The organism is Gimesia aquarii (genome assembly GCF_007748195.1).
In the GTDB taxonomy this organism is placed as follows: domain Bacteria; phylum Planctomycetota; class Planctomycetia; order Planctomycetales; family Planctomycetaceae; genus Gimesia; species Gimesia aquarii.
The window spans coordinates 7,007,804-7,028,755 of sequence record NZ_CP037920.1; the positions used below are offsets into that span (position 1 = coordinate 7,007,804).

The 20,952-nt window shown below is 45.6% G+C and carries 18 protein-coding genes; 9 read left to right on the plus strand and 9 right to left on the minus strand.

Going from position 1 to position 20,952, the window contains the following annotated elements; translation table 11 throughout:
* Positions 1-24: 24 nt before the first annotated feature.
* The gene (locus V144x_RS26695; RefSeq protein WP_144990005.1) at positions 25-1,605 is read right to left on the minus strand and encodes an OprO/OprP family phosphate-selective porin; all 1,581 of its coding nucleotides are present in this window, start codon (positions 1,603-1,605) and stop codon (positions 25-27) included.
* A 501-nt stretch (positions 1,606-2,106) separates the two neighbouring features.
* On the opposite strand from V144x_RS26695, the gene V144x_RS26700 reads away from it, so the two are divergent.
* The gene (locus V144x_RS26700) at positions 2,107-3,237 is read left to right on the plus strand and encodes a ZIP family metal transporter (RefSeq protein WP_144990007.1); all 1,131 of its coding nucleotides are present in this window, start codon (positions 2,107-2,109) and stop codon (positions 3,235-3,237) included.
* Between the two features lie 16 nt (positions 3,238-3,253).
* Here V144x_RS26700 and V144x_RS26705 read toward each other — a convergent pair whose 3' ends face one another.
* From V144x_RS26705 to V144x_RS26715, 3 genes are all read right to left on the minus strand, one after another.
* Complete coding sequence (locus V144x_RS26705; RefSeq protein ID WP_144990009.1) at positions 3,254-3,697, minus strand: Fur family transcriptional regulator; 444 nt, start codon at positions 3,695-3,697, stop codon at positions 3,254-3,256.
* A 113-nt stretch (positions 3,698-3,810) separates the two neighbouring features.
* Positions 3,811-4,377 (minus strand): methyltransferase family protein, encoded by a 567-nt coding sequence (locus V144x_RS26710; RefSeq protein WP_144990011.1) that lies wholly within the window; start codon positions 4,375-4,377, stop codon positions 3,811-3,813.
* 55 nt (positions 4,378-4,432) lie between these two features.
* On the minus strand, positions 4,433-4,843 hold the full coding sequence (locus tag V144x_RS26715) for a hypothetical protein (RefSeq protein ID WP_144990013.1): 411 nt from the start codon (positions 4,841-4,843) through the stop codon (positions 4,433-4,435).
* Positions 4,844-4,986: 143 nt separating this feature from the next.
* On the opposite strand from V144x_RS26715, the gene V144x_RS26720 reads away from it, so the two are divergent.
* The 3 genes from V144x_RS26720 (at position 4,987) to V144x_RS26730 (ending at position 10,767) form a co-directional block, all read left to right on the plus strand.
* Positions 4,987-6,282: a glucuronyl esterase domain-containing protein gene (locus V144x_RS26720; RefSeq protein WP_197998657.1), complete on the plus strand. Its 1,296-nt coding sequence runs from the start codon at positions 4,987-4,989 to the stop codon at positions 6,280-6,282.
* Between the two features lie 214 nt (positions 6,283-6,496).
* On the plus strand, positions 6,497-9,586 hold the full coding sequence (locus tag V144x_RS26725) for a tetratricopeptide repeat protein (RefSeq protein ID WP_144990015.1): 3,090 nt from the start codon (positions 6,497-6,499) through the stop codon (positions 9,584-9,586).
* Positions 9,587-9,801: 215 nt separating this feature from the next.
* Complete coding sequence (locus V144x_RS26730; protein WP_232102653.1) at positions 9,802-10,767, plus strand: MotA/TolQ/ExbB proton channel family protein; 966 nt, start codon at positions 9,802-9,804, stop codon at positions 10,765-10,767.
* 85 nt (positions 10,768-10,852) lie between these two features.
* Here the strand turns inward: V144x_RS26730 and V144x_RS29085 are convergent, their stop codons facing one another.
* Positions 10,853-10,921 (minus strand): Cas8a1 family CRISPR/Cas system-associated protein, encoded by a 69-nt coding sequence (locus V144x_RS29085; RefSeq protein ID WP_390620823.1) that lies wholly within the window; start codon positions 10,919-10,921, stop codon positions 10,853-10,855.
* 29 nt (positions 10,922-10,950) lie between these two features.
* On the opposite strand from V144x_RS29085, the gene V144x_RS26735 reads away from it, so the two are divergent.
* The 3 genes from V144x_RS26735 (at position 10,951) to V144x_RS26745 (ending at position 13,615) form a co-directional block, all read left to right on the plus strand.
* Positions 10,951-11,787 (plus strand): phytanoyl-CoA dioxygenase family protein, encoded by an 837-nt coding sequence (locus V144x_RS26735; protein WP_144990018.1) that lies wholly within the window; start codon positions 10,951-10,953, stop codon positions 11,785-11,787.
* Positions 11,788-11,819: 32 nt separating this feature from the next.
* Positions 11,820-12,488, plus strand: coding sequence for an MIP/aquaporin family protein (locus tag V144x_RS26740; RefSeq protein WP_144990020.1), 669 nt, complete (start codon positions 11,820-11,822; stop codon positions 12,486-12,488).
* A 95-nt stretch (positions 12,489-12,583) separates the two neighbouring features.
* Positions 12,584-13,615, plus strand: a complete 1,032-nt coding sequence (locus V144x_RS26745; protein ID WP_144990022.1) for an SMP-30/gluconolactonase/LRE family protein — start codon at positions 12,584-12,586, stop codon at positions 13,613-13,615.
* A gap of 2 nt (positions 13,616-13,617) precedes the next feature.
* Here V144x_RS26745 and V144x_RS26750 read toward each other — a convergent pair whose 3' ends face one another.
* Together V144x_RS26750 and V144x_RS26755 are read right to left on the minus strand one after the other, a co-directional pair.
* The gene (locus V144x_RS26750; RefSeq protein WP_144990024.1) at positions 13,618-15,327 is read right to left on the minus strand and encodes an ArnT family glycosyltransferase; all 1,710 of its coding nucleotides are present in this window, start codon (positions 15,325-15,327) and stop codon (positions 13,618-13,620) included.
* A gap of 157 nt (positions 15,328-15,484) precedes the next feature.
* A complete protein-coding gene (locus tag V144x_RS26755; RefSeq protein ID WP_044238118.1) occupies positions 15,485-16,057 on the minus strand; it encodes a helix-turn-helix domain-containing protein in 573 nt (190 codons plus the stop codon).
* Between the two features lie 1,023 nt (positions 16,058-17,080).
* On the opposite strand from V144x_RS26755, the gene V144x_RS26760 reads away from it, so the two are divergent.
* Both V144x_RS26760 and V144x_RS26765 read left to right on the plus strand, forming a co-directional pair.
* Positions 17,081-18,037 carry an HAD family hydrolase gene (locus tag V144x_RS26760; protein WP_144990026.1) on the plus strand — a complete coding sequence of 319 codons (957 nt, stop codon included), beginning with the start codon at positions 17,081-17,083 and terminating at the stop codon, positions 18,035-18,037.
* 178 nt (positions 18,038-18,215) lie between these two features.
* Complete coding sequence (locus V144x_RS26765) at positions 18,216-18,725, plus strand: 3-hydroxyacyl-ACP dehydratase FabZ family protein (protein WP_144990028.1); 510 nt, start codon at positions 18,216-18,218, stop codon at positions 18,723-18,725.
* 17 nt (positions 18,726-18,742) lie between these two features.
* Here V144x_RS26765 and V144x_RS26770 read toward each other — a convergent pair whose 3' ends face one another.
* Complete coding sequence (locus V144x_RS26770; protein ID WP_144990029.1) at positions 18,743-20,152, minus strand: glucose-6-phosphate isomerase; 1,410 nt, start codon at positions 20,150-20,152, stop codon at positions 18,743-18,745.
* Between the two features lie 33 nt (positions 20,153-20,185).
* Positions 20,186-20,746 (minus strand): orotate phosphoribosyltransferase, encoded by a 561-nt coding sequence (gene pyrE / locus V144x_RS26775; protein WP_144990031.1) that lies wholly within the window; start codon positions 20,744-20,746, stop codon positions 20,186-20,188.
* Positions 20,747-20,952: the final 206 nt, after the last annotated feature.

A 20,952-nucleotide genomic window follows, 5' to 3' on the forward strand; every position in this document is an offset into this window, starting at 1 on the left:
TTTTAAATCAACACTATTCTGCTGTTAGAAGTCAACCATGAATCGTGCTCCAAAGATGTTTGACCGACCACCGGTGAAGCCATCAATCGGACCACGGTCGTCAATTTGAGCATGGATATAGTTGAACTGCAGGCGGGCATGCGAATTCCACCACCAAACCATACCAAACGTGAAGTTACGTTCGTCACCACCAGTGATATCAGCATCAGTTAAGTTGAGGTAAGAATAGCGAGCAGCAATCTGCCAGGCACCCCAACCACCGGCTTTGCCATCATCGCAGGTGTTGACAAAGAAAAAGTTTTCCAACGGTTTCACGCGAGCAATAGTACCTGTTCTACGATTGATGGGCTGGTACTCACCTGTCAGGAAGTAAGCGGCTTGCACATATGCACCATCGAAAGTGAGATCGGGTCCATCGTTTCCACGTCCCACATTGGTAACCTGGTATTCGCTCACAACTGAGAACGATCCGATGTTCAACATGAATTCGAAACCGAGAGTATTAAACCAGTCTGCTCCGGCAATTCGGCCTGTATTTAACCAACGCACACTTCCCGTCCGTGCTTCGGGACGAGTTCGAAACCGGGCTTCGTTGTTATCAGAACTGGGTTCAACCACATCTCCATCCGGATGAGCCCACATATCGGCAATCCCCAGATGCAAGTAGCCACGACCGCCAGAGGTTTCATCATACCAGGGAGTTCCTGCCAAACGACCGTTCACACTCATTTGCCCTGCATCACCAACATAGGTTCCATCACTGGCAATATTCTCCAAATTATAAATACCATAGCGCCAGTTCCAGGTTTCGTCTTCAGAAACACCATAAGCGGCGATCCCCAAACGTCGGGCATCTTCGTTGAATGCTTCGATTACCAGAGGACGTTCCAAGAACGTGTTGTAACGACTACTATTAAGGTGATCCATACCCAGGGGACGCTTCTGGTTACCAATCAAGAGTGTCTGAAAGACGGGCAAGTCCTTCCATCCGATATAAACATCTTTGAATGCAGGATCTCCGGGATTACCAAAGTCGTACTCGAATTTATAGAGCATGTTATCTTTAATATCACCGGAAACACCGATACGCAAACGACGAAATTCAAAGCGGTTTTCTGGATCGGCTGGGTCTGCCGGATTATTAAAGGCAGCAATCCCCGGTGTACTATCAGAGAAATTCCATCCATCTAAATGAATTCGACCGAACACTTTTAGGGTCGTGACTTTGGAAGCATCTTTTGCCTTTTTCGCCTGTTCGGACTCACTGAATTTCTTCCAGTCCTCTTCAAGAGTGGACAGGCGACTTTCCAGTGCGGGGTCTCCTTCGGCATTACGAAAACTGTTAATGAGCATTTCATCTGACTCATCAAGACTGCCCCCCACTTTTTCCAGTTGGGGTGGCAACACCGTGGCTTTTGCTGGCACTGATGGTTGAGTCTTGGTTTGCTCCAGTTCCTGAATTCGACTCTCGGCGGCCTCTAATCGCTCGAGTAATCTTTCCAATTTATCAGAACTGATTTGAGTGTCTTCCGCAAAGCTACTTTGAGAACGGAACAACGTTCCTAAGAGAAGTAGAAACCCTGCAAGTTTAATGAACGTGCGCATACTCATCCCTGATAGTTGATCGCCTGAAAGTCATGACAAGCGATTCTGTACTAAATTTACCTATTATGCGGCTATGTACGAATAGTCCGATTATGAGGGTCTTATCGGCTGTTCTTTTTTTAAGCGAATATTAAGAAACGATGAAGGACCTTAACATTTACTCCTTCAACGCGCACAAGCCTGAAAGAAAACCTAATCGTTACAATTTAACAACTAAAAAGTGTTCCGATTTGAACTTACCCTCGCTAAATGAGTGATTTCACTTGGAAATCACTGGGATCTGGTATTCAAAACTTTCAGGTTGAAATTCAATGATCCGGATTCATTACCGAGCAAAAGTTCAGAATCTCCTCAAATACAGTCAGAGAAGGCTCTTGCTATGATCCTTCACAAAAGCTAAAGTCAATCGCAACCAATTTGCTATTACAATATGCGAGTGATGCTTGGCCTGGAAATCTGGGAAACTCACTCTATCTGGATCTCTGGTGGCTTTTTAACTCAATGAAACCGCTCTCTCATTTCAAAAATGACGTTAAACTTACGTTACTCTTAATGACGATCCCTCTCGTTCTGTTTTTGATCGCACCCGGATTTTTTGTTTCGCAACCTACATTGGCGGCTGAGCATACTCATCAGCATGCTGAATCTGAAAACACATCGGAATCATCAACAGTTGCAAATGCGGATACAAAAGCACCAAACAGCATCATGTGGGCTTATACTCTGTTGGGTGTTTATTGTAGTGTCATCGTATTCTCTTCCCTGCTGGGTGGTTGGTTACCTTCACTCATTCGCTTGACCCACACGCGTATGGAAACGCTGATCAGTTTCGTCGGTGGGCTCATGCTGGGAATTGGCGTATTCCATCTGCTGCCGCACGCCGTGGCTGAAATGGGCTCCGTTGATCGCGCTGTCTGGTGGATGATGGCCGGTATCCTGACACTGTTTTTCCTGATTCGTACCTTCCATTTTCACCAACATGGCACCGTAGAGCTTGATGAAGAAAATGAGCACGAACACGATCATGACTGCGACCATCACCACGCTCATGCTCACGTGCACCCACATACACATTCCCATAAATTGAGTTGGGTCGGTATTGCACTGGGCTTAGCGCTACATACACTGATTGACGGTCTGGCTTTGGGTGCGAGTATCATTGCCGAGCAACATCATGAAGTCTTTCTGTCTTTGTTCGGACTGGGAACGTTTCTGGCAATCACATTACATAAACCTCTCGATGCCGTTTCGATCACTTCTTTGATGGCAGCAGGAGGCTGGTCTGCAGGTTGGCGCAATGCCGTAAATATTGGTTTTGCCTTGATGTGTCCATTGGGAGCTTTGTTGTTTTTCCTGGGAGTTCAACAATTTTCGGAAAATCAACATATCATCATCGGATGCGCGCTCGCCTTTTCGGCGGGCGTATTTATCTGTATTTCTCTGGGAGACTTACTGCCGGAAATGGAATTTCATTCGCATAACCGGTTTCGACTCTCCTTTGTGCTACTGCTGGGTATCGCACTCGCATATGGAATTGGTTTCATTGAACCTGACCATGTCCATCACCATGGCAGTCATGGAGCGGATTCTTCAAATCACGAAGCCGAGCACTCACACAATCACAGTCATTAGACGAATTTATTCCCGCTCAAGCTTCGTCGCATTCGCTGCAAATTCCCTTCAGGAGAATTTCTGTCACTTTTCCTACCTGAGACCAATGCTTATTACTGGGTGTCTTGAATTCAACATCATGGAGACAGGAAACACTGCCACATTCGGTGCAGACGAAATGAGGGTGCTCAGCATCCTCCGGTTCATTGGGATCGCGTAATTCAAATCGCCACGCATGATCTCCGAGTTCTGTTCGCTTAACCAGCCCCGCTTCGGCAAGATCAATGAGATTGCGGTAGACAGTCGCCTTGTCAAATCCCATCGGCGTCAGATCTTCGGCAATCTCTGCGTGCGTAAGAGGTGATGAGGCCTGACGTAGAAACTGAATGACTGTAATTCGGGCCGCAGTGCTTCGCAGGCCACTATTTCGCACCAGTGTGCGAATTTCATCAATTTCTTCTGCCTGGGACAGATTTTTCATTGCGATATATCCGGGTGCCACATCGGGTCATTAAATAAAAACAATCCACTTCGTCAGGGCTATGTTAACAATTATATACACAGATTACGAGATTCAGGATCATAATTGTCGGTTCAATCTCTATTATGAGCTTTCTTTACAGGCGGATCATATCCTCGAATGCGGGGAATCCAACATCGAATCGCCCGTCGATAATCGGAATATTCCTCTTTAAATCGCAGTAAAAGATCCTGCTCTTCAATAGGTCGCACATAGTAGTTCCAAAGAAAAAAACCGATGATGACGTAAATCAATGTAAACCATGAGCCAACATAGAACGCGACAGCAATACCTTGTGTTAAACCAGCGATGGCCATGGGATTCCGTACATAACGATAAGGACCCACAATGACCAGTTGGCGTGCTGAATCGAGGGGAAGTGGTGTTCCTCGACCGTAAATACCCATGATGGCTCCACTCGTCAAACCCAGGCTCCCCCCTAGTACAAACAAGACGATACCCAAAATTCGCTGTCCTGAAAAATGGAAATGAATCTCACCCCACAACTGTTCCAACCACACAAGACCACCGGGGATCACAAACAAAAACAGTCCCCAGAAAATTGTTGTCTGGAAAAAGATTTTGAGCAATATCCACCAAAGTGGGGAGTCCTCAGCCGCCGGGACAAAATAGGTCTTCATTGATATGTGCTTCCTCACAATGGCGTCGGCTAACAACCATCAACAATGAGGGATCTCAACCCCCGGGATGCGTTTCACTACTTCGAACAACGCTACAGACATAGAACATGATGAACATACAAAACAACATAATCAGAGTCCCCAACCATCCCCCTCTCGTTGAGAGACTCAACGCGAGACAGTAGAGGCTGGCATAAGCAATGCCTCCGGTTAAAAAATAAAGAACAGGCTGAACCCAACCCCGGTTTTTCCTCCATCCATAAGCAACCATCAATGAACAGAGAATAAAAATAAATAAATCGGGCAGCCAGAACGAAATCAACACACGATCCGGAAGCATATCCGACAGAAAAAATGAGCGACTCGCTGGCACACTAAATAGAAGACACCACCATAAAATGCCGCCTATTCCCTGTGCAAATAAATAAAGAGTTAGCCATTTTTTCACATACAGAGATAATTTCATATTGCTAATCGTCAAAGAAACGAACAGGATGATAAGAGAGATTTGAAAATTTTATCCTCATTATGATAGCCTGACAGGCTCTGAACGACATCGTCAGACTTCAGATTGCTGAAAATCCCACCAGAATAAAGGCCACTAATCATATGAAACAACTGCTGTTTTCCACCTTGACCCTCTTAAGCATATTCGTAGTCTCTATGCAGACAGTGCAGGCACAGCGTCCTAAACCCAATTATGATGAAGCAAAGGTTCCGCAATATAAATTACCCGCTGTTCTGAAAACTTCTGATGGCAGGAAGGTCGACTCTGCTGAACTTTGGTGGAAAGTCAGACGTCCGGAAATTCTGCATCTGTTTGAAAGTGAAGTCTATGGAAAAAGTCCGGCACCATCAGAAGATATTCTGTTCGAAGTGACCTCACAGAAAAATGATGCACTGAATGGCAAAGCAATCCGAAAAGAGGTTTCCGTTTATTTTTCTGGAAAAAAAGAAGAGCCCCGTATGGACCTGCTGATTTACTTGCCGGCCAAAGCAACGAAACCGGTGCCGGTCTTCATGGGACTCAATTTCTATGGTAATCACACCATTGCCAATGATCCTGAAATCACACTCTCAACCAAATGGATGCGGGCCAATAAAGCGAAAGCTATCGTCAATCATCGAGCGACTGAAAAATCAAGAGGTACCTCGGCCTCGCGCTGGGCTATTGATGAAATCCTTGACCGTGGCTATGGGTTAGTTGCCATTTATTGTGGTGATATTGATCCTGACTATGACGATGGCTTTCAAAACGGCATTCATCCTCTGTTTAATAAGGCAGGACAAAAGAAGCCTGCGGCCGACGAATGGGGCACTATTGCCGCCTGGGCCTGGGGCTTGAGTCGTGCAATGGATTATCTCGAAACAGACGATCAAATCGATCAAAAGCATGTCGCCCTCATCGGTCATTCACGACTTGGTAAAACATCGCTCTGGGCCGGAGCACAAGATCAACGCTTTGCACTGGTCATTTCCAATAATTCTGGTTGCGGAGGCGCCGCACTCAGCCGTCGTCGTTTTGGCGAAACACTGAATGTAATCAATAATGCATTCCCGCATTGGTTTTGTGATAATTTCAATAAGTACATTGACAAAGAAGAGCAACTTCCCGTTGATCAGCACATGCTGGTCTCTTTAATCGCACCCCGCCCTGTATATGTAGCTAGCGCAGTTGAGGACCGCTGGGCAGATCCACGTGGCGAATTCTTATCTGTACTGAATGCAGAGCCGGTCTACAAATTATTGGGAACTTCCGGATTTGGTGCGAAACAGATGCCGGAAGTCAATCGACCCGTACAGCAGCAGATGGGATATCATATTCGAACCGGCAAACATGATGTAACCGACTATGACTGGAAGCAATACCTCGATTTCGCAGATCGGCATTTTCGTGGCAGCTGAACCTCATAGATCTAACCTCTCTCGACCACGAAGTTGAATCAAGAGCTACGTATTTGGTGATTTATCAGCAGAAATACCAGTGCACAAAGTACGTATAACGTAGGTTTTCGCTGCTCCAGAAGGAGATTTCGACAACGCCGCTTGCCTCAGCCAGAAGTGCCACGATAATATGAATATTTCACACTTTACTACTTTAAATTGATTTCGCGATTACATGATGATGAATAACCGTATCCGGCCCCTCTTCTCATATGACTTACGTATCGGCAAAATTTGTCTGATCTTCCTGGCATTCACATTTTTGCCTGTTCAGTTTGCTCTTGCTGATAAAGCGTCCGATGAATTTCAGCTGGCGATCGGCCTGTACAAACAAAACCGCTGGGAACTGGCGACAGAAACATTTCAAAAATATTTGAAGAATTATCCTAAGCACGCCAGTGTTCCTTTGGCTAAATTTTATCTCGGCCTTACTCTCGTTAATCAACAAAAATATCGGGAAGCAAGAGACGTCCTCAGAAACTTTGTAAAAGAGTACCCCCAAAACCAGAATAGACCCGATGCACTTTATCGCATCGGTGAATGCAGTTACTTGCTGGATGACCTGGAAGCAGCGGACAAAGAATTCACAGAATTTCTCAAACTCCATCCGAAGCACGCACTGGAAGAATGGGCCTACCCTTATTTTGGTGATGTCATGCTCAGGCGTGGCAAATCCGAAATGGCTGTAAAAAGTTTTCAGAGATCATTAGAACGCCACCCTAAAGGAGCCATGCGCGAAGATGCCGAATTTGGTCTCGCATCAGCTTACCTGCAAAATAAACAACCAGCCGAAGCCGAAAAACGATTTAAAGAAATCGCCGACAAAAAAAATCACTCCCGCGCCAGTGATGCGCAAATGTCGCTAGCCACCTCTTTATTTGATCGTAAACAGTTTAAAGCGGCTGCAAATGCATTCCTGGAAATACCTGAGAAGTTTCCTGAGAGCCCCCTTGGTACAACCGCGCGACTTAATGCAGGTTATGCATTTTACGATTTAAATGAATATACCAAAGCAATCGAGCAGTTTGATCTCGTTGCCAAAGATCCGAAACAAACTGCGAATGCCTTGTATTGGAAGGGAGTAAGTCTGAAAGGCGCCCAGAAATTTCCTGAAGCAATCGCGGCCTTAGAACAAACACTCAAATCAAAACCCAGTCCAGAGCAAAAAGAGTTAGCGACCTATCAACTGGCGGATACTCTGTTACGCTCTGGAGAACCAGCCAAGGCAAAGCCTTTATTTCTTGATTTCATAAAACAATGGCCAACCAGTGATCTCGCCGATGACAGTTTACATTTTGCCATCGAGTCTGCACTGCTGAACGATCAATTAACGGAAGCGGCACAACTGGCAATGCAGTTTGAAAAGGAGTACCCACAGAGTGGTCTGCGGCTGCATCAGGAACTGCTGAAAGGCCGTATTCGAGATGCATTGGGTACCCCCGACGATCTGAAAATTGCCTTGGCCCATTTCCAAAACGTCCTTGCACAAACCAAGCTTGAGAACACAAAACTACTGGCACGGTTGTATCTGGCACGCACGTTCCAAAAATTGAATCAATTTGACAAGTCGGTAGAAGTACTGGAGCCATATTTAAACGATCCTAAAGTCAACAAACAATCCAGCGAATACGCCGACGCACTGGTTCTGCAAAGTAGTAGCTTCAATTCACTCAAAAAATATGCCGAGGCAGAAACTCTCTCTACCGAATATCTCAAACAATTCCCAAATGGTCCTAGAGTTAATCAGATCCTCGCCAATCTGATTATTATCACCAATAAAAATAATAAACCCCAGGAAGTTGATAAATATCTCGATCAGTTAAAAGCACGCAAACCAGATACTGAGCTGTTGCTTCAGACCTATAGTCAGTTAGCAGAAAGAAACTACGAGCAAAAGCAGTGGAAACGCGCAAAAAAATTCTTCGCTGAAATCGTAAAAGCCGGATTGGGTACTCCGGAATACCCGGCTGCACTCTCGGGATTGGCCTGGTCTGAATTTCAACTCGAAGAGTATCCATCCGCGGCAAAACATTTTGAACAATTTGTCAAAGAATTTCCAGAAAGTCCCTTAGCTGCTGAAGCAACTTTCATGCAGGGGCGCAGTCTGGAAGACAATAAACAACTGGAGGCAGCCACCACTGTTTTCCAGAACGCGTTGACCAAATTTGCCCCTTCGCGTTATGCAATGCTCTCGGGTTTACAGGCAGCACGAACGTTATTCAAACTCAATAAAATCGATGCCGTTAACGAAGCCTACGAAACCCTTTTGCAGAAATTCCCCAAACCTGACAATCTCGACAAAATTCTTGATGAGTGGGCTTTGATCAACTACGAGGCAGAGCGATTTGAAATGTCAGACACGATCTTTCAGCGCCTGGTGCAAGAGACCCCCAATAGCGATCTAGCTGACAACGCACGTTTGAGTCTGGCAGAAAGTGAATTAATCGCCGGTAAATTACAGGTAGCCGCAAAAGCATTCGATGAATTACAAGCCTCTGCAAAGTCTGATGAAAAAGTACAACAAGTCTCCCTTTATCGGCTGATTGAAATTTATCTAGAGTTGAAAAAATGGGACCTCGTCGAAAAATTTGCCAAAGAATTGCTCAAACGATTTCCCAAAAATGAATACGCATCCTTTGCTCAATTCCATCAGGCAGAAGCGGCCTTGTATCTAAATCAGACCAAAACAGCACAGGAAGAACTACTGAAAATCGTCAATGACGATAAGAGTGCGAAACTGAGTCAGGAACCCTGGTATCCGCGCGCGTGGGTACTTTTAGCAGAAACATACTTTCGACAGAAAAAATATGATGATGTGCAAAAAACAGTGGAGCGTTTTCGTAGCTGGGATGCGAAAAACCCCTTCCTCTATCAAGCAGAAGAAGTTCTGGGACGCAGCTTGAAAAATCAGGCAAAATTTGAAGAGGCACGCAAAGTATTTCAAAAAATCACAGAATCTGAAAATAGCAGACGCACCGAAACCGCAGCCAAGTGCCAATTTCTTCTGGCAGAAACTTTGATGATTCAAGAAAAATTCAAAGCAGCACTTCTGGCGTATTTGCAGGTTGATATTCAGTACAAATTTCCCGAATGGCAAGCCCCTGCGCTCTTTCAAGCCGGTACCTGCCATGAAGCGCTGAACGAATGGACTCAAGCTTTAAAAACGTATCAGGATTTTCTGAAACGTTTCCCTGAACATGAACTGGTTCCTCGTGCCAAAGAGCGGATGAAAGCAGTTCAAGCCAAGGTAAGTCGCAATAAATAACCCAAAGCAAGATTTTGTCTTACAAACGTTTGATCAGGAAATTTGATTCCAGGCTCGACGGGAAAGCCAATCTGGCGTAAACTAGACCGCTTCTTACAATCGTATGTTGACTTACGATAAAGTACTAACGGGGCAAATGCTGCTACGAGTAATCCGGATCAGATAACAGAGGCACTTAGCCAGTCCCCTTCATTTTAGTGTGACAATTATTTCTCATGGTCAATTTTATCAGCAATCAACAAAATCCCTCCGCTGATCATCCCCATCGAGGAAAATCTACAAACTTCACATTCATACGGCTCTCCCGGCTACTGCTACCATTCGTCGTGATTAGCGTTATCGCTCTACTTATGATAGCCGACTCCACGGAAGCACAGGAACGATTACCTGATGTGGTTGAATCCATCGATGGAAAATTTGTAGAAGCCGAAGGTCCGCTACCAGATGGAGTACTGCCAGTCAAACGGAACTCGGGTATTCCTTCCACGCCGGAAGCAATCATCGATGAAATGGGTTATTTTCTACTCCCCTTTGTCATTGCCTCCATCATTTCAATGTGGTTCATTATTGAGCGACTGGTCATTCTCAGAACCGCGCGTGTGATTCCACGTCACTTTGTCAGTCGTTTCTTGAAACTGCTCAAAGATGGAAAACTGAATGCACGTTCGGCATTGAAATTATGTGAGGAAAATCCGAGCCCTATTGCTTCGGTCTTCGCACACGGCGTTCGTAAATGGGGGAAACCGAGTGTCGAAGTGGAACAGGCAATCATCGATGGCGGTGAACGTCAACTTTCCCAATTGCGTAAGCATCTGCGCGTCATTAATGGAGTCGCGACAGTGGCACCCTTGATGGGACTGCTGGGCACCGTAATCGGAATGATTCAGGCCTTCAACGAAATTGCCAACAGCAGTGCCATGGGCAAGGCAGAGGAACTCGCGATTGGTATTGCCATGGCTTTGCTAACAACGGCCTTCGGTTTGGGAATTGCCATTCCTTCATTGATTATGTATATGTACCTTGCAGGTCGTGTCGATGCTCTTGTTATGGAAATGGATCAGAATTCACAAGATTTGGTCCATCTCATCTCTGCAGAAGGCCTGGCCACGAATGCTGCCAGCCGCAAAACCACTGCCCCTGCCCCGAAAAGCAAACCAACTAAAACACGAAGCACATCTTAGAAGATTTCATCAGTTTATTATCTTCTAATGAAAATGGTTCCGACTTCCGGCAATTATTGCTTCTAAGTTGTTCCTGAGCTGAGCCCTATTTACAATAGGGACATATTTCTTTCCTGGGAACGACGCGCCAAAAACTGTTTCGCCCACGACTGATTTACTCTGATATTATTGAAAAGGCATATCATGACAGAATCCAAAGAATTCCAGGCAGTCCCCGAGGAAGAAGAACTCTCTCAAATCGAACGTGACTTGAAATTCTATCCTTCTACAACAACGGACCCCCAAGTTTTAACCAGCGCTCAGATCGAGCAATTCAATCAGGACGGGTATCTCCGTAGCCTCCGCATCTTCAATGAACAGGAAGTCGCTACGAACCGACAGTATTTTGACGCATTGTTAGAAAAAGTCATGGCTGAAGGTGGGGATAGCTATTCCATCAGTACCGCTCATATGAAGTATGGCAAGGTTTATGATCTGCTGACTCATCCTAAAATCGTTGCCTATGTCAAAGATTTACTGGGAGATAATTTGATTGCCTGGGGTTCTCATTTCTTCTGCAAAATGCCTCATGATGGGAAATCGGTCTCTTGGCATCAGGATGCCAGCTATTGGCCTTTATCTCCTTCCAAAGCAGTCACTGTGTGGTTAGCCATTGATGATGCTGATCCCGAAAATGCCAACATGCGGTTTATTGCCGGGAGTCATCACCATGGTCACATGACGTATCGTCCGAGTGGCTCGCACGAAGATAATGTATTGAACCAGACGATTGAAAACCCGGAGCAATATGGATCACCGGTTGACGACTCATTGAAAGCCGGAGAAATTTCTATTCATTCCGATTTACTACTACACGGCTCAGAAGCGAATGAATCAGACCGTAGACGTTGTGGTTTAACACTCCGTTATTGTGCCGCGGATGTGAGAGCGGGAATGGACTGGAATGCCAAAGGAGTGATTGTTGCCGGCACAGATCCATCCGGCCATTGGCTTAACCCTGCCCGTCCTGAAAATGATTAGTCATTGAATCTACAACCTGGAATCGACAACTGATGCAAAAATACTATGCTGAAATTTTTGGCACATTCATCCTGCTATTTTCAGGCGCGGGTGCCATCGTCACTAATCAGGCTTCACAGGGAGCTGTGACACATGTTGGAATCGCTCTTGTGTTTGGGCTCGTCGTCACTGCAGTCATTTATGCCATTGGTGAAATTTCTGGTGCTCATATCAATCCAGCAGTTACCATCGCATTCTGGGTCTCAGGCCGCTTTCCAGCAAAACAGGTGATTCCTTATATTGTCTGCCAGATCATTGGTGCTATTGTGGCATGTCTGATTTTGAAATTCCTCTTTCCCGATTTGAAGAATTACGGAATGACGCTTCCTGCGGGCAGCGAAATGCAGTCGCTTGTTCTGGAAGGAATTTTGACCTGGATACTGATGTTCGTTGTGCTTTGTGTAAGTACAGGTGCGAAAGAAACCGGAATTTTGGCAGGAGTTGCCATCGGAGCTGTGATCGCTCTGGAAGCAATGTTCGCCGGACCAATCTCCGGTGCTTCCATGAACCCGGCGCGCTCGTTAGCCCCCGCACTGGTCAGCCAGAATTTGACGTCTCTCTGGATTTATATTGTCGGTCCCATTGCAGGAGCAGCCCTGGCCGTGCCTTCACTGTGGCTTGTCCGTAATAACAGTCCTGCCAATGATAATGGGGAAGAATAAAAGTAGCATCGAATAAAGTAGAAAAGATATGATGGCGTAACCAACAAACCGAACATAACTTGTTTTCAACAGGCAATAGCAAAGAGGTACAAACCATGATCAACTGGCAAAACATCTTCATTTATGGAGTGGCACTTTCAGCAATGGCTTGCTCAATGGTTTATGCGGCAATTCCTGGCCCCTCTGGTGATTCATCGATTGTTTCACCGCAGTCCAAAGTGGAGGAACTGTGGAACGATAAAGGATTCACAGAAGGGGCCTGTGTTGACGTTGATGGCATTATCTACTTTAGCGATATCAATTTCTCCGGCGGCCTGGGAAAAATCATGGCCTTCGATCCTGCAACAGGAAAAACCACTGTCTTCAGTTCAGACAGTGGACAAAGCAACGGATTGATGATCAATCAAAAAGGTAAAATGCTGGCTGCCTGCGGTGCGAATAATGGAAAACAGTGTTTGGCACAAATCTCAAAAAAAGGGAAAGTGAAATGCCTGGTTGATCGTTATCAAGGAAAAAAATTCAATGCTCCCAATGATCTGGTTGTGCATCCTAAAGGGTGGGTCTATTTTACGGATCCACGTTATGTCGGTACTGAACCACTGGAACTGGATCACATGAGTGTCTTTCGCTACGACCCAAAATCGAAAACCGTAGTACGTGTCACAACTGATATCAGTAAGCCTAATGGAGTGGTTGTTTCACCTGATGGTAAAACACTCTATGTTGCTGAAACCAATAATGGGGCCACTGGTCTAGAAAAAAATCCCCCCCAAAAACCCAAGAAACGGATGACCCTCAACGCATTTCCGATTCATAAAGATGGCTCCTTGGGTAAGAAGAAAATACTTGCGGACTTCGGTGGGAAAGAGACTGGAATTGATGGAATGACCGTTGATCAAAACGGAAATATCTACGCGGCGTTCCGCGCAGAAAGCCGATTCGGCATTGTCATCTTTTCACCCGAAGGAAAAGAACTGGCATACATCCCCACTCCCACACTGCCTACCAATTGCACGTTCGGGATTGGTAAAGATGCGTCAACGCTTTACATCACTGCGGGTAGCGGCTTATATCGGATTCCCTGTAAAATCCCTGGGTTTCATCCAGCACTGCCTGTCAAGAAGTAACTTCATCGCGAACTATTCAAACGAATCAGACGAGCTAAAGGGATATTCGACCTGGAAACTTCGGTAATGATGTTCTGCGATTCCTGTTGCCCTGCTTGAAGGATCTCTGGCAAATAAGGATTCCGTTGAAAATATAACACGTATTCGGAAACTGGTTTCTCTGATTCGAAGGGGACCAATTGAATCCCCTTCCGTTTTAGCTCGGGTGTTTCCTGCAAGGTTTGTAAGTAAGCGGGATGCAAAACTGGTGCGACTTGAATGACTGAATTCTCAGGTACATCGTTCACAACTTGTTGCAACATGTCGGCGGTAATCGAATCGCCCCAGTAGGTGACTTCCATACCAAGAACGTTTGCCCCATTCAGGCCACGAGTCAGCAAACTATAATAACTAAGCCAGCAGGGAGCCAATACGAAGGTGGCATAGGATTGCGAGAGCAGGAGCAAGGCAACAGCAGTTATTGCAAACTTGGCTGGAAGCTGTTGGTTTACCCAATCAATGACTATCGCTGCGCCGCGACCAATAAATACTGCCGTCAGCGGAAAGACCATTAAAAATAATCGCACGCCATCGTAGACAGTAATCCCTGGCAAAGAAAATAAGATCAAGGGCCACAATAACGAAAGCAGCAACAAAATTTCTCCACCAGGTCTTTGATTTGGAGTTTCACGAAATGAACGAATTGTTTTCCAGAAACCTAATAAGCCGAAGAGAGAGAGCCCTACCGGAATCGACGTCAGAAACATGACCCAGGGATAATGCCAAGGCAGATTACGATCAGAATATTTGATACCGAAATATTCTACATAGAGAGCCGCACGCTCTGTGGTTCTGCCAAGATATTCACTGATTCGATCCACGGGATCAAACCAGAGCCACGGCCAGCCTGCAAAGAAAATCAATACCCCTATACTCCCCCAACAGAGTAATGGCACAATCGCTTTTTGTCGCCATTTCCAGAGCGCCCAGATGATCACAGGAATCGGAATCAAAACTGCCTGAATCTTGGTTAGCAGTGCGAGTCCCAATAACAGCCCTGTGAGGCAAGACCGTTTGTATCCGGGAGGCTGTTCTAAATTCCAAAAATGTACGACAGATAATACCGCTAATACATAAAACAGTGCTGTTACCATTTCCAACGCCGCCAGATGTGCATGCCCAAATAATCGAGGTAAGCAGATCAACGTGGCAGCAGCAATCAAACCGCTTTTGTGCCCCCATTGGAGAAAGGTAAACCACCCCACCACAAACACGAGACAGGCAAAACTGAAGGCTGAGGCATATCGACCATAGGTTACTACAAAAGGACGATCATCACTCCCTGCTAACCAGGAAACCAATTCGTGCGAAATTCCAATCAATAACCGTCCCAATGGAGGGTGGTCGGGTAAATAGTTGGGATGTTCAAAAATCTCCCGCAAGCTGTCGGGTGAAAAGATTCCCAGGCCATAGACCTCTATCGCACGAACGAGGAACACTCCTTGTCCAACATTAAACGGTTCATCGACAGTCATCCCGGGACCCGCCCCAGTAAAGTAAAGATCCTGTGCACAATCGAGCTGAGTGGACACAAATAGGAAAGCAATGAGGGCAAGCAGCAAATACCAGATAGAATCAGGTAACCGCTTTTTCTTCTCGGATTCGTGATGTTGATTTAATAGATTCATATCGGTTTGTAACGAAACACCAGGCACGTAAAAAAACCCGGCCAAGAGTCTTACCTCTTGGCCGGGTCTATTCGTTCACGCAAACCAGCAAATCCCTTTGCGATTGTTTTGGTTGACCAGCGGGCCGTTCTCTCGACACCGTCCATAATATCGAGAACTACACGTCCCTGGCAATCTCACCACAGGGCATTCTTGCCCCTCATTAGGCGATCTGCTTTTTTCGTCCAACCAAGGTCCGAATCCGTTCAGCTAGTAATGCAGCATCAAATGGCTTCCGGAAAGTTTCGTTAAACAGAGTTCTGTCAAACCCACTGGCATTATCCTCATCGCTCAGAAGGGCAATCAATACAGAATCAGTGTAGTCTTTGTTTCGTCGCAGGTTTTGAGCGATCATCAGAGCTTCATTGCGGCCCATTGCAAAATCAACAATCACGCAATCGGGATGCAAAGATTCAGCCTGGATACCAGCTTCAAAACCACTTACGGCATATTCAATTTTGAAATCTTCGGTAGCCATCAGGTCATCGAGACTTGCACGAACCTGAGTGTCTGCCCCAACAAGCAACAATTTGCCCATTGCTTCATCTTCCAATTCGCCTAACGGCATGCCGTGTTCTTTAAGAAATCGAATAAGGTGCTCACGTGGGATTCGACGATCCTGAGAACCGGGGATCCGGTATCCTCTCAAGCGTCCAGAGTCGAACCACTTACTAACCGTGCGGGGTGCAACCTTACAGATCTTTGCTACTTGGCCAGTAGTGAAGATCGTTTTCATTGCGGGCTCTCCAATCACATGTTTGGCAAATTTCAATCGAAGAAGGGTTACACTTCTTCTGCTTTAACCCCTACTACTGTCAACGGCTATCCTGGCCAGTCACTTTCAAGTTGTAACCTGAGTAGTCTTGGGTCGGGGTTTGTTTTCAGAGACAGCATCTCCAAAAACTGTTTCAAATTGCCAATCTTTAATTTTAAGGAAATTTGGGATCTGGTACGTAATACTTTTGGGGTCGGACTGAATGACAATCGCAATACCATTCAGATCAGTTCGTCAGACTAGATCCATCTTGTCCTCTCCCCCCTTACAAACGATTGAAGGGACTGAACCATTCAAACTGATGTTGACTGGTTCGACGTGGTTTTTACGTCTTTCCGGTTTCAACCGTCTGCCCTAATTGCATCGACGAATCGACGGTGAGGACTTTAAGTTCTTTGACAAGAGAGAGTGCAGTAGTGAGAGAGACACTGGGAATAGCTGATAGGGAAGAAACAACTGTGAGGAATATTATGCCGTAATCCCCTACGATTCAGGGACTTAATCCACTTCTGGAAAATACTTAAGATATGAACCAAATTTCTTGGGGGACTTGAATTTTTCACACCGCTTCCCGCCGCTTTTCTCATGAGTCGGAGAGAAACGGTCGGATAATCGTTATGACAACAGCGACCAGCATTGGGTTCCATGCAATTGAACTTTCAGATCTATTACGTCAATTATGCCGATTTTTGTTGGCCGCTTTTCGAAAATTGATACCTATTTCTCTAAATTTGAAAGTCGTTGAAATCTCACTTTTTTGCTTGCTCTATCATGGCTGGCTGGTCTAAGATCAGAACACAATAATCCAAGGTTCTCCAGGAACTCTTTCGCCATCTACCACTTATGAAAGATTTAGCATCATGACGATATAGACATTTCTTAGAACCTGCGCTTGATGCTTCTTTTCATAGACTCCTCTTCTTGTCTTCTGTTCGTTAAAATTCAATGATCGAAATTTCTCGATCCTGAACTGATAGAATTGTTATGGCTCAATCTCTCCAAGAATATGCTGAATGGCTGGCTCACCGTGATGACCTTATCTGGCCGATCCCTCCAGCGCTAGTGGTCCCGAAGGCAACGCCTTTTTTGAAGCCTATGAGGGATGTCGCTGCAGTCACATTCAGCGTCTATGGAACATTACTCCATATTTCTGATGGTTGTTTACTGTTTGATCATGAACAACAATTGCGGATGCAAATAGCTCTCGATAAGACAATCAAAGAGTTCAATATGTGGAATAGCATGTCACGCAAACCAGGTGCTCCCTGGGAATATATGCTGTCACAATATCGCAACATCCTTGAAGACCAGAGAATGTCTCGCAAAATTGCTAAGGGAGAAAAACCGGAAATCAACTCTGTCGAAATCTGGAAACAACTTATCATTCGACTACAGAAGAATGAATATCACATTGACGAATCCTTTTATGGTGGGCTGGATGACTTTAGTGCAAAAGTAGCTTATTTCTTTCATTCCTGTCTGCAAGGTGTTGAGGCAATGCCTGAAGCCCTGGTCACTCTTAACAAATTAGGAGAACGAGGTAAAAAAGTCGCTCTTTTCGCAGATGCACAGCCTTTCACTTTAGTCCAAGTATTGCGGGGATTAAGCTCTCAAGGTACACTGCCGCCACTCTCGGAACTCTTCACTCAGGAGTGTTTCTGTTTGTCTTATCGTGAAGAAGTCTGTAAACCATCGATGTCTCTTTATGAAAGACTTATCAGTCGTTTCGAACAATTGGGTATTTCACCAGAGCAAATTCTGCATGTTGGGACTCGTATTCATGAAGACCTGGCGATGGCCAGACGATTTGGAATGAAGACCGTTTTATTTGCAGGCGATTCACTGAGTATGCAAGCGAGTAAAAAAGAAGTTCGAAATCCTGATTTAAAGCCTGACAGGTTGATCACTAATCTGAACCAATTAGCTGAAATCCTCGATTAACAAATGCTACCGAGTTTGCTAAGATCACAAGCTTCAAGGGCGGTGAGTATTCACTTCATTACCTTGTGAATCTTAGGAAAAACAGTAGTTACGTTGAAAAACTATTTCATTCACTTGATGACCCCAATTAAAAATTGAGGGCTGTTTTCGATAATGCCCCTTTTGGAGAAAAGAGACCATGCCACCCAAGTTGCTTTATGCTGGAATTGATTTCGATTTCGAGAACCCTTTATTCGGAATCGAAGACATTAGAGAAATCAATCCTCAGCGATTTGAGATGGAACAACTTTCCGGTATCGTCCATATCGATAACGAAAAGCATGGCATTGTCGGTTTTAAAGATATCACTGAGAATGAATTTTGGGTGCGTGGGCACATGCCCGGTTTTCCTTTGATGCCAGGCGTGGTTCTTTGTGAATGTTCGGCTCAATTAGCTGGTTTTTATGCCCGCAAATTCAAATTGCTCGGCGGTGACTTCCTGGGATTTGGTGGAATGAACGATGTTCGTTTTCGCCGCCCTGTCTTTCCTAACCAGCGTCTGGTCATCATGGCACAGTTGGCACGCATCCGCGCTGGCAAGAGAGCCGAGTTCAACTTTCAAGGGCTCGTTGATGGAGACATGGTTTTCAGTGGCCAAATGATTGGCGTGCCAATTGATAAAAATCAGGAAATCCCGGGAACCAGCTAAGCAAGAGTTCTCATCATTCAGCGATTCAACACTTCCTGCATGTTCTTTTTGTAGGCTTCCACACCGGGCTGGCCATACGGATTGATGTCAATTAAACGACCTTCTAAAACGGTTGCCAGCATTAACATCTGCAAAGTTTGCCCCAACGTATACTCATTCAGGCAAGGTAGGACCAAATCTGCCGTGGGTCGATTTACGTCGGCATAAGCGCGATTTGTTCCTTCAATGGCTGCAGAAAGAATATCAGGAACCGTTTTCCCTTTCAGTTTATTAAGCTGATCCTGGTTTTGACTTTCGGGAACCAGAGGAACTGAAACAGGAGTCGAATCGGGTTGCTCGACTATCAGGTTTGTAATTAATTTATCGAGGGCTCCCTCCTGGTGCTGCTGCCCACGGCTATGCAGGTCTCTGGTGTTCACCACCGTCAGAGGAGTTGCCCCCTTTTCCTCTTTGCCCAGACTTTCAGCCAGCAATTGATCATACCAGAGTCCTAATGCTTCGAGTCGTTTTCCCCAAGTAGAAAGGATCCGAATCGTGTTCTGCTTCTCTTTTTCAAAGAGATGACAGGTCGCCGTGTAGTCTAACACCGGATTGTCACCCATCGGCTGAGTGACAAATCTCTGTGTCATATCGGCTGCCCCTTGCAAAAGTTGTTTGATGTCAATCCCCATCACGGCAGCGGGGAATAAACCGACTGCGGTGAAAACGGAAAAACGCCCTCCGACATTATCGGGAATCGGAAAGACGCTGGAATATCCTTTCTCATTAGAAAAGTTTCTCAACTTTCCTTCCAGACCGGTAATAGGAACGACGAGCGAACGGCTTTCTTCCGAATCGGCTCCGTAGTATGCTTCCAACGCTTCACGAAAGAGCCGAAATCCGACCGCGGTTTCTAATGTGCCCCCTGATTTACTGATGACAGTCAGACTCCAACGTTGCAACAGGTCATGTGGATCCTGGCAACCGCTTTGTAGTAAATCTCTGAGTGCAGACACCGAATCGTTGTCAACATTGTTTCCTTCGAAATAAAGACGGGGGATATCCTGTCTTTGCTCACGCGTCAATTCATTATGCCAGGGATGCGCCAAAGCTTCGAACAATGCCCGCATCCCCATATAGGAACCACCAATTCCCAGAACCACAAATCGGTCAGACTGCTCGCGCAACTCCTGCGCCTTGGCCTCAATTTTTCCCAGCAGGCTTTCACCCTTTTGCGATTCATATTCATCCAGGAGTTGCTGCGGCAAATTCTGAAAACCAGCATCTAAAGGCTGTTTGCTGGCCGGTATCTGATCGGTCCCCAGCAGAGTCACATCTTTCAGCATTTCTTCTCGTGCCGCGATTAGATCTGGCTGGAGCGCCTCGTATAATTGATTATCAATCAAACGTCGAGCTGCTGAATCATCATAACGTAGGAAATTTTCCATTAAAAATGTCTCTTTCAATGAAGGCTTGAAAGTTTACTCATCTTCCACCGGTGGTTCGATTCCAAAGTCTTGAATCGTTAATAACGCTTTGAAGGGAATATTGCGTTTTTCAAAGTTCGCAGCCCCCCCTTGTAAACGATCGACAACCCCTAATGCCTGCACCACTTCGCAGCCAAATTTTTCGGCTCGATCAACAGAGAGCAACGCACTACCAGCCGTGGTAATGACATCATCCACAATCACGACTTTATCACCTGGCTGCACAGGACCTTCCACATATTTATTCGTTCCATGTCCTTTGGGTTCCTTGCGAACCATAAACCCGTTGAGCGACTTCCCCTGTTCAGCGGCAATCGCCAGCACACCGGCGACAATCGGATCTGCCCCTATTGACATGCCGCCAATGGCATCAAATTCGACGTCGGCCAACATTTCTAATAATCCGGCGCTCACTAAACGCAACCCATGCGAATGTAGTACAACCTGTTTTCCATCAAGGTAATAACTACTTTTTTTACCCGAAACGAGTGTGAAGTCTCCAAACTTTAAAGCACGCTCTCGAAATAACTCGATCAGCTTTTCCCGATCAAACATGAATATTCTCTTCTCTACCCTGAATGTGTGTCATTATGATGAAGAACCATTGAAAAGCACATGCTTTATCCTTGTGCTCTCTCTGGTTCAGCCACACGTATTCTACAGGCTCGAATTCCACATTCAAACAGACTGCAGAGAAAGAATCACCCGAATTCAAGTTTATTATTATGTTTGAGAGCCATGGGACTAAAAAATTATCCCAT